The following is a 13844-nucleotide window of genomic DNA, read 5'->3' as shown; positions in this document are numbered from 1 at the left end:
CTAGTCCCACAAACTGAAAGGTGAATCATCAACAGGCGGTACCAGATCGGGCAAGATGATCATTATCCCTGCCGGATAAATTGCGTCCAGGTCCGCCAGTCCCCGGTTAGCTTCAAGTACCTGAGTGACCGTAAAGGAGAGGTTCCCGGTGCCGTAATGTCGCGCGCAAATTGCATCCAGCACGTCACCATCACAGGTCTGATAAATCGTCTGCATAATGTTTTAACGTCATATTCCAGTTTTTATTGCGGTGACCGCCGCCCGGCAGAAATTTATTCGTCGAGTCAGAAAATTCGGTCACCACCCACCAGCCCAGCACATCCCCTTCACCGCTGACCAGCTGTTGCGGTTTTGCCTGGTCGCTAAGGTCATGGAGATCGTTTACCGCATCCACGCCTTTGCGGAACATGGCATGCGCCTCCCCCTCCAGCCTGACCGTCCGGCCAGGTTTGCCGGTATACTGCAGAAGATCCTGTTTACCGATACGTTCCTGCTCACTCCAGCGCCAGCTGGCTTCCCGGGTCAGCTGGTTGTATGCAGTGGAGTCTATCGAGAACGCGAAGTCGCCAAGCATCATCATCACCCGGGCAGCCTGACCTCCCCGAATGGAAGAAGACTGCGCCTGCCCGAAATCTTCAAAGACAGGAATAATTTCACTCACCAGTTAAACCCTCCATCCTGCATGCTGCTGTTTCCCGCAAACGCCGGGGCCGTTTTAGTGACGCCGACAACGGCATCAGCAATCCCCTGCTCGCTCTGTCCGGGCGCACCATTAATGGTGAAACTGTAATTTTTGACACTGTGATCGTTAAATTGCGGTGTCTGGCTGCTTTTATCAGCCTCGGACAACTGCTGCATCAGCACATCCCATTCCCCGCCAGATGACCCACTATCTGATTGATTAGCTGCAGCGCCGCTAGGGCCTTTCAGTGTCTCGTTCCAGTCGGGTAAACCATCTGACTGAGCCGTCATATACGGTTCCAGTGACTGGTTAAAGGCGGCATCATCATCACTGAAGTAACCGCGGGTTGAGAGGTATGACTGCTTTACTTTCTCCGGTAAGTCGGGATGCTGCTGAAGCTGCTGTTCGAACCACTCTCCCTGACCCTTTCGCTGTGCTGTCATTCTGGCAATATCGACAGATCCGGTCCGCGCCAGAGAATTGAGAACATCTTTCTGATCGGCACGATCATCAGGGAGTAGCCATGACAGTTTTTTCGCCAGTGCGTAAATAATCTTCCCGACAAAGAAAACCCCCTGACCGAATGTCAGCACTCCGGGGTAGAGGTCATGGCGCAGAAAGTTCACGACACGCCGGATCCCACCGCCCTTAAACCAGTCAGCTAAATCATCCGTGAGTTTGCGAATATCAGGGGACAGCTCATTACCCAGTTGCCCGGAAATCTCCGCCATGGCGGAAGACAACACGGTCTGCAGATCGCTGATGGCCCGGCTGCCGGTGATCGCCCCGTCCGCGCCCTCTTTTGTGACCAGGTTATATCGCCGTTGTTCGTCCATCAGATCGCGATAACTTTTCCCGGACAGCTTCAGGAGCATCAGCAACTTACTTGCCTCTCCACCAAACAGGGAGTCCAGCGCAAAAGATGATTTCGAATCATCCTTAAGGGTCAGCGCCCGCTCAATAATTTTGTCAAACTGAGCCATATTACTGAGCCCGGCAAAATCCCCGGCTTTAAACCCGAGGGTCTCAAAAGCATCCTGCAGGCTACCCTGCTTCCCGTTCTGCTTATACTCGCCGGCTTTATGCAGGTACTCTTCAAACAGGTCAGCAATATTTTCCCCGTTCATATCGTACTTTTTCGCCAGTGTGTCCCACGCATCGAATGTGGTCACATCCACGCCGTAGCTTTTTGCCACACTGGCCCGGCGGGCCGTCTCCGTGTTTGTGGCAGCTGGCGCTATCAACGCCCCCAGTGCGGTGGCCACCGCCCCGCCGCCGCCAATGGCCAGACCCGGCGCCATCATCCCGCCCAGTTGCCCGGCGACGCCCAGGCCCCGGCGAAACAGCCCCTTACCGGCCCCCTTAAAGGCGGCCAGCCGTTGCGCTTTCTGCATCTGCGCATTCAGTTTTTGCTGTTCTGCCTCCGTTTTGCGGATTTCACGGGAGACCTCACTGTACCGGCGTTTCAGATCGCCAATACTCTGCCCGGCCAGCTTCGCGCGTTTAATTTCGGCGGCGAGCTTCGACTGATCCTTTGTCAGTTTCTCTGACTGCTTCCCGACCCCTTTCAGGCTTTTCTGCAGGCCGCTGGCCGAACGGCCCCAGGAGCTGTCGATGTTGCCGCCAAAGGTGATGACGGCTTTAAGGTTTTGGCTGATTCCGGCCACGGTTTACCGCCTCCACTTCATCAATGAGAAAATCAGAAAAGGTACTGAACGGCATATCCAGATAGTCCGTCATGGGAAAATGCAGACGCCGGCCCAGAAACCTTATTGCCCGCAGCAGCCCTTTTTCGGACGCTCGGCGGGCGGGAGCATAAAAACGTTGAAGGCATCCAGCAGTTGCGCATAGTCGGCAGCGGTCAGTTTCCAGATATCCTGCTCACTGAGACTGCACAATTGCGCAATCATGCGGGCCTCTTTCTCTTCGTCATTACCGCGATCTTTGGAATGCGCAATACGGTCACGCACCAGCGGCTCCCGCATGGACACCTGTTCCAGTACGGAACCATCCTCCAGCGTGAGCGGTGAATAAAAGGTAATAACGCGTATCTCGCCAGGAAAACTCATATAACACTCCGGGATAAGAAAAACGGCCCGCAGGCCGTCAGAAGAAAGGAAAGATCAGAGCCGGACTTTTGCCGCCAGGCCGGAAAGGACATCCACACCATTAACCCGGCGAGAAAACCGCTCGGTATCGATGGCAAACAGTTCACGGCCATCTCTGGTCTGCCGGTAATAGCTCACGGCGATATCGACCGTCACCGCATTTTCAGACAGGTTTGCATTACCGCGGGCGTCCGGTGTGACGTTGAAGACAAACCCCTCAATCTCTTCGATCGTCCCCAGTGCGGTACCATTCGCCAGATACCCCTGATAAGCGGTAAAACGTGGACGGTTACCGCTGACGAAGCCAAACGCGGTCAGCATATCCGTGTCGATGCCGTAGAATTTCACCTGACAGGTCAGCGCTTCCATGCCGTCATCAACGGGAGTGGGCGCATCCTGTGCCCCCGTGCGCAGGTCGGTTTTGACGATGGACAGTGCCGGCGGCGTGAATTCATGCGCCCCCTGAATACGTACCCCCTGCCGGAAGAAGGTCCAGACGCGTAGTGTGTTTTTTTCGCTCATGCTGCCAGCATCTCCTCAAGTGCATAGTTGTTATTCACCCGGACGCGCAGGCTGATAAGTTCAGTCGGCGATTTCGGACCGAAGTCATAGTTGATATAGAGGACGCCGGCCGCCATGCTTTCCGCGGTATTCAGCTCCTCATCCAGCCAGGCCCGCCCACCGAAAATCGCACCAAGATTGACCAGCTGGCGGAGATACGCATTGATGGTGCCAATAATGTCGTCGGCGTTCTCCCGGTCCAGCGGTCGATCCACATATTCCAGCATCGATTCCTGAATGCTGTCCTCGATAACATCGGCGGTACGGCGAACAGACTCGAAACGCCACTGAGGATCGGTGGCACACAGACGGTTTCCCCAGTGCTTAAAGCCGGCACGGCGGATGATGGTGGAGACGTTCTGCATATTGAGCAGGTTCGCATCACAGTTTTCCTCCCCCAGGATAAATTCATCAACCTGCTCCACGCCCAGAATATTGTTGATGTCCTGATTGGATTTGCTCCACCACCAGCCTTTTTCGTAATCGATACGCGCACGCAGCCCCGCCGCAAAAGCGGAATAGGGCCGGTATACCAGCTGGCCTGACGCATCGCTTACCTGCACGCGGGGACGTAGCAGTTCCACTCGGGCCCCATAGGACTGGCGGCGCTGCACCACTTCCTGCAGCGTGGCGCCAGACGCGCAGTCAACATAAGCGACAGCCCGGAGTTTCCCGGCCACCGTCTCCAGCGCCTTACCTACGGCATCGTCCTCGCTGAAGCCCGGGGCAATCACAATGCGCGGCTGCCAGGTGGTCACGGATTTTGCAGAAGGCAACATACCGATCCCGGCAAGAACGGCAGCTCGTTGTGCCTCCTCTTTCGCATCTTCAGCCACTCTGACCACCACCGTCAGGGCATTACGCTGATCGTTAATTTCATTCAGCGCCTGCTTCAGCGTTCCTTTTTCACCGAGCCGGGACAGCATGGTGGTACCGACAACGGCCACTGGCGTATTCAGCGGAAACGGCTCATCTTCACCACCCGCGAGTTGAAGACTGAACGGTGAAACCAGCCCCGTGCCGTCCCCCTTCGCGCTGATTTTACTGCCCTGCACTTCCGCGACTGCTGCCACCACATCGGCAGCAGTCGCCGTCAGTACACCTTTATCATCACAACCCAGCGTGACCGTCAGCGTTAATGACGCCGCATCCCATTCCGCCGTTGTCGGTACCGCGGCGGGATTTTCGGATGGCGGCAGACCTGCCTGCGCATCCACACGCAGTACGTTGCCACTTCTTCCGGTCGTGGTTGCCGCAAAATCCACCGTGTTATTCAGGATGGGCGTCCCGCTGGTTCCTGAGGCAGGCGTGCCAGTGGAGGCATTCGGCGCCGTTCCCACCAGACCAATAATGGCCGTCTGGATCGTCATGACCGCGACCGTCCCGGAAGTCAGTTCGATCGTTTCCACACCATGTAAATTCGCCATTCATTTTCTCCAGGCATAAAAAAACCTGCTGAAGCAGGTCACATTTTCTGATTAGGGGGATTTGTGATACCGCCGCCGTCTCCATTTTCTTCATGGTCGTGGCGGTTAAACGTGCTACGGATGTCACTCATTTTCCCCGCGCCGTCCGAAATTTCCCGTGTGGCACCGATATTTCCGGTCACGTTCGTATCGGCGTTTATTTGCGTTTTCCCCTGAACAGTCAGGGTGTCAGTGATTTCCACCGGACCGTCCAGCGTGCCTTTCCCGGTAATTTTGTAGGTGCCTCCCTCCACAAGGGTGATGGTCAGCGCATGAGTGGCACGGTCGTAACGAATTTCAGTACCGTCGCCATAGCGGGTGATATGTTCACTGTCGCTCCCCTCCGGTACCGGAAGCCCGCCGGTATTCCAGCCGGGAAACACCCGGCCATTATTCAGCTCACCCGCCTCCGACAGCACCGTGACCGCATCCCCCACCGCATACGGATTGGAATCCGCCCGGTTAGCGCCGGAAAATCCCTGACAGAGCGGCAGCCATGTGGTGATGATATCACCCAGATCCACCCGGCACTTCGGAATGCCGTCATGTTTCACGGAGTGGATGACGCCGCGCCGCACGAGATTCGCCAGGCGCCGCTGTAAATCGCCCTCAATCTCACTCACCGGATGTTGCCTCATAAATCAGCTGGTAGTCGTCCACATGGGCGCGCCCGATAGCCGGCGCTTTGCCAAGCCAGGCGGCTTTGAGTGGAGCATTACGCCGCGCAAACGGATCGACACCAAAGGCCGCCGACTGGGTAAAGGAGATACGCCACACCAGATAATCATCCATACGCGGATCAAATTCATCGCGTTCGGCGGACGTAAACACCGCGGGTTCAATATGCCCCAGGCCAAACTGCTGCCCGTCAATCCACTGGGTAATGTCTGCCGCCGCCGTTCGGACAAAAATTTCGGGACTGGATATCCCCGCCCCGGCTGCATCCACCACCACAAACAGATCGCAGGCCAGCCCGATATTGAGCTGCCCCTCATTTCCCCCGGCCTGCTCCCAACTGTTAATGGTGAAATACACCGCGGGCGTAACAAGACCGGAGAATCGCGGGATATTCTTTTCCGGATACGCATCAGCATCACGTACCCAGCTGATTTTTTTCAGTGCCGCAATCACCGCCTCATGGTACTGCGCCAGTAATAAAGGTTCCGCCATAGTTGTCCCCCTCAGACTGATATTTTTGCTTTTACCCGGCCGCGGATATCGCTTTCAAAGTGATGCATGAAAATCTCCATTGCCTCCGCAAAGGCGTTATCCTCGATGTAGTTCAGCATCGGTTCATAAATATCGATTTCCGCCTCGTGGGTCCGCCGGGTGTCAGGATCGCGAATCACCACCGTTCGCCGGTTCTCCCTGCGGGAGCGTGCCACTTCCCCGTTTTCAAACGTCCGGGGAGACAGCAGGCTACCTTTGGGTGTGAATCCCGCGTTTTCAGCCTGGCGGCGCGCCTTAATAAACCGCCCCGTGGCTTTATCCCGCCGGGAGTGATGTGGTCTTACCCGGCCATTAATCCGCCCCTTCAGGTCTTTGACCTTGATGGCATTCAGGCCAAACCAGAGACGGAAGTTATCCAGTTGTGACCCACGATCAAGGCGGAATGACAACAGACGACGGCGGACCAGATTAAGGCTGCGGGGAGCCAGTCCCGTTTTCAGGTCAGCCATCGCCTTCTTGCGTAACGTTGCCGCAGTTCGCCGCAGCGCGCGGGAATAAGCCGCCCGAAACTGCTTTTGTGTTGCACCCACTTTTTCAGCAATACGCCAGATAGCATCAACATCGATATCGACGGACAAATCCCGTCGCAGTCTGGTTTCACGGGCCATATCAACTCCACTTGTCGATTTCCGGCTGTGGCTTACCCGGCTCACCGTAGGCCAGCGTCACCCGCGTCCGCCCTTCTTCATCCGTCCCGACATGGGTCACGCGGTACGGCATACCGTTCACCACCACACCATCGTGCTTTGCGAGTCCCTGAATATCCGCCGTCATGGCGCTGAAGGCCGGCGCATGATCCTGAATTTCGCCGCCGCCCGGCACGCTGACCGGCGCATCCGGCGATTCGAAAATCACCACCACCGGACGTTTTTCCTGACCGATGGTAAGCAGGGCCAGGATTTCCTCCGCAAATGCCCGGTTTATCCGGGCATCCGCTCGCATCAGGCGTTGTCGGAAGCGGTTCATCAGAAGCCCAGACGAACGTGGCTATCTGCCTCGCCTGCCCCTGAGGTGATCCAGGCTGTACCGGCCACAACAGCATCTGCATCGGGTGCCACCGCTGTGAGCAGACTTTCAGCATTCAGATACAGCTTCGCCCCACGTTGCCAGGTTTCCTCTGCAACTTTGGGGAGAATGAAAACGCCAACCATATGCAGTACTCCATCGCCACCGTTCGGAATATTGGCATGTGCCACGCCCATAATGTTACCGACGGCCACCGCCTGACCCGAGACCACGTCTTTACCCGTGGAGTTGCTCCAGTCCATCGTTTTGCCATCCTGATAGTAATTCGTTGCCATGGTTTATCTCCGTAAACTAAGGGGCAGCCCAGCCACCCCGGATATAAAAAAACCGTCAGATGACGGTTGTTATTTTTTGGTGGCTTTAACCAGTCCGCGCCAGTCGAGCGGCGCCACACCGGCGTCAATTCGTACCTTGAAGGCTGCCCCGTCCACGGTGAAACCCTGTTGCTGCTCCAGATAGGGTGTATCGATGCCATCAAGATACGCCACCTCGATGGTGTCACGACCCTGCGCCGCTGCCAGGTAGTAGTCTGTCGGACTGCTGTCATCCAGGCGGGCCTCTGACAGAACCGTCACAAAGTTCTGGATCGGGTTATTGATACCGCTGTTAGCATCAACCCCCGGTACGCTGGCTGATTTAATCAACTGATTCGCGCGGGATTCAATCGCCACTGGCGTCAGCATAAAGGCCGGACGAATATTGAGACGGCGCTCACCGGATTTTTGTAACAGCATCGCCTGACGGCCGGCATCAAGCCCTTCGATGCTGAGATCAGAAGAGACCAGGTTGCCGTGGTCGGCATGGAACAACGGTTTACCGTCCGACATTTTTGGGTTACTGGTCAGCACAGCCCAGACCAGGTCACCGACGGTTGCACGCGCAGCGCCCCCCATCGCCATTGGAATGCGGGTCAGCATATCCATATCGTCGTTAATGATGGTCTGGCGATCGATGCTGAAGAGCTCGCCATAAGTCGCCAGCGCAATGGGCTCACCACGATCTTTCAGAGTGACGTATTTGTATTCCGCCCCGGCACGCACTTTGCGCAGGGTAGGGAAAGAATCCAGCCCTGAGCGGTGCGCGGTTTTGAAATCGGTCAGCGTACCCTTGCGGGTCCACTGGTCGAAGGTTTCACTGGCTTCATCCCAGCCCATCAGCGCGGCTTTATGAGCCACATCCATCAGAATGTTGCCAAAATCGCTGCTGCTGTGGGTAAACGCCAGTCCCACCATCGCAAGAGGTGACGAGTGGCCGGAGATACCAATGCCGCGATCCACCAACGAGGCGCGCGCCAGCTCACGCAGGGTGTATCCGTTGTAGGCATTGTCTTTTTCAGACTGGGCATACCCGGCACGGGTCATAATCGCAGCGCGGATGGAGTCGCCGACCAGATTACCGTTGCCGGCATAGAGATGAATCGCGCCCGGACCTGCACTCGGGGTAGTGCCTGCTGCCAGTGCCTGCAGCAGCTTGTCGCGGGCTTTTTCAGCACTGCAGGTAAAGTCCGCCAGGCATTCCGCTTTCAGCGTCGCGAAGGTGGGGAACGCCTCAAACACAGAAGAAACAGCATTCACGCGCTCCGCGTTCGCCGTCTGCATCTGCAGCTGAAGTTGCTGAGCCAGCGCAGTGATATCGATATTTGCCATCTGCGGCGCAGGCTGTTGTGGCGGGTTAAGGTTTGCCTGTACCGGCACAGGTTGCTGAACCGGAGCCTGCTGTTGTGGCTGGTTCACAGGAGCTTCAGCTCGCGGCGTAAAAAGGGATTTAATGTGTTCTGGCATATTCTGGTAATCCTTCAGTTTATTTTCATTCACACAGGCCGCGGCCTGCAGTTCAGGTTCAAGCGTATCGGCGAAACCTTTTTCCACCGCCTCGGCGCCGTTAAGCCATGTCTCCGCTTTCAGCATCGCCTCCAGCTCTTCCTGCCCCAGTCCGGTTTTGTTCATGTAGGAACTGAGCATCAGGGCTTCATTTCGGTCCAGCCAGTCGGCATAGTCGCGCATATCGTCAGAATCACCCGCGATACCACCCCATGGTTTGTGAACCATAAGCCAGGCGTTTTCCGGCATATGGACCGTGGCGCCAGGCAGGCAGACAATCATCGACGCCATACTGGCCGCCACACCATCCACCCAGATGTCCACCTTCGCTTTCAGCCGCGACAGCGTGTTGTAGATGGCAAAGCCCTGCATCACATCGCCGCCAGGACTGTGGATATGCAAATCCACCGCACTGGCCTCAAATACACCCGCCTCTTTACAGTCAGTGACGAACTGCTGGGCCGTAATCCCCCAGCCGCCGATCACGTCATAAAGGAATATTTCAACGCGCCCGGCGGCCAGCGCACGAATTTCGTACCAGCACTGGCCGTTTGCCGCATCGACACCCGCCAGGCTGGCCCGGGGATTAATCATCATCGTCCGGCTCATGCCGGGTATTGCTCGTTTTTGCCGTTGCATCTGGCATCGCTCCTTTGTCATTGGCGGCGTCAGAATCAAACACCAGCCCGTGTTGACGGTTGAATTCAGTTTCCCGCAGACGCTGGCGCTTAACCTCCTGAGGGTTCTGACCACGGGCGCGCGTCCACTCCGCCTCGGTACCTGCACCACCCCGTACAATCGCTTTCCACGCAGTTGCCTCTTTGCCCGGATCAATCCATGGCATGACCGGGCCTAGATAAAGCGCGTTATAGAGGGATTTGGGATCCACATCCGGCGGGACATCGACACCACTCAGTAACGCCATCGCCAGCCATGCCCGGTAAACCGGGCGGCTGTGCTGGCCGACAAACCACTGCTGCAGAACGTTGTACCCTTCGAAACTCTCCACCAGTTCCTGGCGTTGTGAGCTGTAAGTGCCGTTATAGTCGCGCGCAATGCTGGAGTAACTGCCGCGTGTACCGGCGGCCACAGCCCGCATCTGCCCGTTGCGGAATTCGTAGAGATGGACGTTAGGGCGGTTTGACTCCACCATGCCGAGATCTTCGCCGGGGCGGAGTTCGTCATAAATCATGCCTGGCGCGATATCGTAATGGCGCTGGCCGCCGGGCGCGGAAAACTCCCCCTCATCGCCCATCGACTGCGCATCTCCGCGTTTGATATAGAAGCCCAGCGCAGCAGCAATTCGTGCCGCCACGCGTTCGCTCTCTTCATAGTCTTTGATATCAGAAAGGCGGGTAATCACCCCATGGATCAGACTGATGCCACGCAGCTGGTGCAGGCGCTTACGCTGTGCCAGGTGAAGCATGTTGTCAGCGGAGATCGTTTTCAGTTCCGCACTGAAGCGCGTCATGTTTGCCGGGTGGTATTTGTAAACGCGGTACCCGACGGGACGCCCCCAGTCATTCACAATGATGCCCTGCCGAATCTGCTGGCCTGCGGTGCTGTTAAGGTTGAACGGCACAAAATCCGCTTCAAGCATTTCCAGCGAGAACGGTACGGAGGTGGCATGCTGCAGGCCCGGCACATTACCCCTGACCAGTTGCGTGAACACCTCGCCGTCACGCAGCGCTGAACGTAACAGCAGACGCTCGGCTTCAGGACGGGTAAACATCCCGGTTACCTCAGGGCGTACAGACCACTCCGCCCAGAGCGCGGAAAGCTGCCCGGCAAAATCAGAATGAAGATTGCCCTCCAGATCGAGAGGCTGAGGTTCGACATGGATGCCGTTGGCACCAATTACCCGGTCTTCCATCTTGTCGAACAGGCCAATCACCAGATCATGGTTTTCATCCAGCCACCGGGCCTGCTCCCGCAGGGACTGACCCGCTGCAAAAACAGCGGTATCCGCTGACTGGGTTTGTTTTTTCGCTTTGTGCAGGCGCGACGGATTTGCCGCTTCATACGCATTGAGCCGGAGACGATCCCGTGCACGTGCCGCTGCCCACCCGGGGGAAATGGCCCCCAGTGTTCTTTCAAGAATGCCCATAAGACGCCCTACAGAAATTTTGCGAGTTTGTACGAACCACCGCGGTTGTTGGCTGCCCGCCAGCGTCGCTCCCAGTAATCAAGCTCTTCGCGCAGCGCTTTCGGATCGTGATTGGTAATGGCGCGACCGTTCACGCCAGTGAAGGAGATACTTTTGCCGTCAAGGGAGTCCTGATAGGCCTGCCGCACCATCATCAGCGTTTTTCGGAGATCCTCTTTTGTCACAACCAGCCTCCCTTACCGGAAGACCCCAGCCAGCTGCCGGACAGTTCTTTTTTCTGTTCAGGCTCAGCAGGAACTGCCGACTGAGCGGCTTTTGTATTTTTCACGGTTATCTCCCGGGGTCGTTCCCCTTCAAAAATATTTGGATTCATATCCTGCGTCTCAGCCCATGCTGGCGGTTTTTCCCAGTCACGGATTTTTTCGTATCCACGCAGGACCGCAATGGCGTGGGCATAACAGAACAGGTCAAAGGCTTCGTTGGCACCCTTACCAGGTTTACGCCATTTACCGTCAACACCGCGCTCTTCGTAGGTCAGTTCTTCATAAAACCATTCACCCAGCCAGTCAGGAAAATGGATATACCCGGCTCCGGGTGTTTCCCTGTCCAGGTTGTTGCTGAGCTGGTCCTTAAGCAGGTCGGTCTGTAACAGATACACCGGCACCTCGCCGCGGGCATCTGCCCGGCGGTCACTGCGTTCGGTATTATTAGGGTGGGTTTTAGTAATGATTTTCTGGCGCTTTGCACTGTCGCCCTTGATCAGGTAGACACGCTTACCCAGTCCATCACGCCGGCACTGGCGCCAGAATTTATACGCGTTATCGGTCACACCTTCTTCACCGCCACTGTCGACAGCCATCGCCAACACTGGCATACGCCGCGCCGGATCAGACTGCAGCGCATAGGTTTTTTCCAGAACATCGGAGACCAGCAACTGCCAGTCCTCCGGATATGCCCCCGGATGGATCGGCTCTGCCTCACCATGCTCATTACAACGCAGGGACTGGCGGAGGTTGTAACGGTCCACCAGCCAGCGCTCACCGTTTTCGCCATAGCCAATAATCTGCACGACGAAACGGCGCTTTTTGCCGCCCTGAACGTCGACAGCCGCCAGAAGGAAACGCACCTTAGACGGTACCAGGCGCTTACCGTAATCCTCCGCCCGCTGCAACAAAACATCAGCGCGTCGCTGTTCGCTGGCTGCCCGCGGCAGGTATGGTAATCCCCAGTCGGTGTTAATCACCGCTTTCAGGGTTTCTTCGCTGCCCGTGGCCTCGTATTCCTGTTCAGCGGTCAGCAGTTTATAGACCAGTTGAGCCCAGGTCTGGTACGCAGCTGCAGGGCCCTCCATCCAGAAACTGGCAATGCGTGAACGGTGCGGCTCGCCGGAAATATCACCGTCACGATCAATACTCTGCCCCTCACGTAGCCAGATCCCGACGCCGTTAAGCTCACGTTTTTTATCGGCGGTGATAATGCCGCTGCAGTGCGGACAAAGCAGGTGCGCCGCCTCACTGGCTTTAACCGGGTCCGGTTCATCCCGGTAGCCGTTCATAGCCTCCATTGCCGGCTGAAAATATTCCCCACAGTGCGGACATGGCCAGTACCAGCGACGACGATCGCCGCGGTTATATAAAGACAGGATCCCGGTTGTTGGCGGTGCCTCATGGGGTGACTGGCGACGCCACTTACTGTCACGGATATCCCGACCGGGGGAACTTTCCACCAGCGTCATCCCGGCGGACATAAAGGTGGTAGTACGTTTGGAGGCCAGAGAAAAGCCATCGCCCTCACCATCAATATCTTCCGGGAAGCGATCGTAATCCGTCAGCGCCACACATTTAAAATCCGACGATGACATGACGTTAATGGAGGGCCAGCCGATTTTCAGGAAGCTACCTGAAAGGAAATATTTGTCATGTACGTTATTGTCATTTCGTCTGGGGCTGAGACATTTTTTGACTTCGGGGCTGCAGCGAAACGTTCTGGCAAGACGCTTTTTGGAATGCTCCTGCGCTTTGTCCTGTGTCATCTGCACCAACAGCATATCGGACGGATCACAGACAATGTTGTAAACCACCCAGCCATCAATCAGGCCGTTAGTTTTCCCCGTTCGCGCAGGACCGACAAATATCACCGCATCATATTCACGGGACGCCAGACAGTTCATCGGTTCCAGAACATACGGCGCTACCATCGGGTCCCACGGTACCGAGTTACCACCGGACGTCGGTACGCGCATAAATTTTGCCACTGCTTCGGCAACTGGCATCCTTCGGGGTGCCTGAATCAACTGGCCAGTATCCTTTTTAAGTGACAGCGCCGTGGCCTGTACCGACATTATTCCTCCTCCGGGATGCCCTCCTCTGCTTTCTCTTCGTCACTCATGATTCTCCGGGCAATTTCATCACGGAGATCGTCGATAATCGACTGGACGCGGGAAACCGCCGCAGGATTCAGCGCACAATCACGTTCAAGAATGTCCGGTAACGTCTCAAGAACCTGCACCATGGCTTTTGCCATCTCAGCAAATTCACGCGCCACATCAGACGCCGGGATCAGTTCGCCAACCTCCTGTTCAAATTTCAGACGTTCACGTTCAGACTGATACCAGGCTTTTCGGTCCTGCGGTTCCATTTCGCCTTCCGCTACCGGCGCAGGCATTTTCATCAGCTCAGCAAGAACATCCGTCAGGCCATACAGCTTCAGGTTACTGTCATTGCCACCTGCCGGACGGACATTCTTTAATCTGGCGGACACCGTCTGACGATGGACGCCGGACAATGCAGCCAGCTGACTGACGTTAAGTTGCAGCCGCTTTAATTCATGGTCCATGCAAGGCTC

16 protein-coding genes are annotated in these 13844 nt (G+C 56.4%); all 16 read right to left on the bottom strand.

What is annotated here, in order from left to right; translation table 11 throughout:
* The 16 genes from PGR23_RS03515 to PGR23_RS03440 all read right to left on the bottom strand — a co-directional run bounded on the left by PGR23_RS03515 (nucleotide 1) and on the right by PGR23_RS03440 (nucleotide 13835).
* The gene (locus PGR23_RS03515; protein ID WP_430915597.1) at nucleotides 1–216 is read right to left on the bottom strand and encodes a tail protein X; all 216 of its coding nucleotides are present in this window, start codon (nucleotides 214–216) and stop codon (nucleotides 1–3) included.
* Complete coding sequence (locus tag PGR23_RS03510; RefSeq protein WP_417116801.1) at nucleotides 191–652, bottom strand: phage tail protein; 462 nt, start codon at nucleotides 650–652, stop codon at nucleotides 191–193. The genes PGR23_RS03515 and PGR23_RS03510 overlap by 26 nt, the downstream gene beginning before the upstream one ends.
* Nucleotides 653–657: 5 nt before the next feature.
* On the bottom strand, nucleotides 658–2349 hold the full coding sequence (locus PGR23_RS03505) for a hypothetical protein (RefSeq protein WP_430915596.1): 1692 nt from the start codon (nucleotides 2347–2349) through the stop codon (nucleotides 658–660).
* A gap of 102 nt (nucleotides 2350–2451) precedes the next feature.
* On the bottom strand, nucleotides 2452–2751 hold the full coding sequence (locus PGR23_RS03500) for a phage tail assembly protein (protein WP_139397617.1): 300 nt from the start codon (nucleotides 2749–2751) through the stop codon (nucleotides 2452–2454).
* 54 nt (nucleotides 2752–2805) lie between these two features.
* The gene (locus PGR23_RS03495; protein ID WP_049045121.1) at nucleotides 2806–3312 is read right to left on the bottom strand and encodes a phage major tail tube protein; all 507 of its coding nucleotides are present in this window, start codon (nucleotides 3310–3312) and stop codon (nucleotides 2806–2808) included.
* Nucleotides 3309–4778 carry a phage tail sheath C-terminal domain-containing protein gene (locus PGR23_RS03490; RefSeq protein WP_430915595.1) on the bottom strand — a complete coding sequence of 490 codons (1470 nt, stop codon included), beginning with the start codon at nucleotides 4776–4778 and terminating at the stop codon, nucleotides 3309–3311. The genes PGR23_RS03495 and PGR23_RS03490 overlap by 4 nt, the downstream gene beginning before the upstream one ends.
* A gap of 38 nt (nucleotides 4779–4816) precedes the next feature.
* Nucleotides 4817–5440: a phage baseplate assembly protein V gene (locus tag PGR23_RS03485; protein WP_430915594.1), complete on the bottom strand. Its 624-nt coding sequence runs from the start codon at nucleotides 5438–5440 to the stop codon at nucleotides 4817–4819.
* The gene (locus PGR23_RS03480) at nucleotides 5433–5987 is read right to left on the bottom strand and encodes a hypothetical protein (protein ID WP_430915593.1); all 555 of its coding nucleotides are present in this window, start codon (nucleotides 5985–5987) and stop codon (nucleotides 5433–5435) included. The genes PGR23_RS03485 and PGR23_RS03480 overlap by 8 nt, the downstream gene beginning before the upstream one ends.
* An 11-nt stretch (nucleotides 5988–5998) precedes the next feature.
* Nucleotides 5999–6655: a hypothetical protein gene (locus tag PGR23_RS03475; protein WP_430915592.1), complete on the bottom strand. Its 657-nt coding sequence runs from the start codon at nucleotides 6653–6655 to the stop codon at nucleotides 5999–6001.
* 1 nt (nucleotide 6656) lies between these two features.
* A complete protein-coding gene (locus PGR23_RS03470) occupies nucleotides 6657–7013 on the bottom strand; it encodes a head-tail joining protein (RefSeq protein WP_430915591.1) in 357 nt (118 codons plus the stop codon).
* The gene (locus PGR23_RS03465; RefSeq protein ID WP_275549336.1) at nucleotides 7013–7348 is read right to left on the bottom strand and encodes a DUF2190 family protein; all 336 of its coding nucleotides are present in this window, start codon (nucleotides 7346–7348) and stop codon (nucleotides 7013–7015) included. The genes PGR23_RS03470 and PGR23_RS03465 overlap by 1 nt, the downstream gene beginning before the upstream one ends.
* A gap of 69 nt (nucleotides 7349–7417) precedes the next feature.
* Entirely contained in the window at nucleotides 7418–9490 is a 2073-nt protein-coding gene (locus PGR23_RS03460) for a ClpP-like prohead protease/major capsid protein fusion protein (RefSeq protein WP_430915590.1), read from the bottom strand.
* Nucleotides 9480–11000: a phage portal protein gene (locus PGR23_RS03455; protein ID WP_430915589.1), complete on the bottom strand. Its 1521-nt coding sequence runs from the start codon at nucleotides 10998–11000 to the stop codon at nucleotides 9480–9482. The genes PGR23_RS03460 and PGR23_RS03455 overlap by 11 nt, the downstream gene beginning before the upstream one ends.
* Before the next feature lie 8 nt (nucleotides 11001–11008).
* Nucleotides 11009–11224 carry a hypothetical protein gene (locus PGR23_RS03450; RefSeq protein ID WP_430915588.1) on the bottom strand — a complete coding sequence of 72 codons (216 nt, stop codon included), beginning with the start codon at nucleotides 11222–11224 and terminating at the stop codon, nucleotides 11009–11011.
* Nucleotides 11221–13341, bottom strand: a complete 2121-nt coding sequence (locus PGR23_RS03445; RefSeq protein ID WP_430915587.1) for a phage terminase large subunit family protein — start codon at nucleotides 13339–13341, stop codon at nucleotides 11221–11223. The genes PGR23_RS03450 and PGR23_RS03445 overlap by 4 nt, the downstream gene beginning before the upstream one ends.
* Nucleotides 13341–13835, bottom strand: coding sequence for a DUF1441 family protein (locus PGR23_RS03440; RefSeq protein WP_032723211.1), 495 nt, complete (start codon nucleotides 13833–13835; stop codon nucleotides 13341–13343). The genes PGR23_RS03445 and PGR23_RS03440 overlap by 1 nt, the downstream gene beginning before the upstream one ends.
* Nucleotides 13836–13844 lie beyond the last annotated feature (9 nt).

Source organism: Klebsiella sp. 141162, assembly GCF_050600755.1.
GTDB classification, from domain to species: domain Bacteria; phylum Pseudomonadota; class Gammaproteobacteria; order Enterobacterales; family Enterobacteriaceae; genus Klebsiella; species Klebsiella aerogenes.
This window is presented reverse-complemented; position numbering and strand designations above follow the sequence as displayed.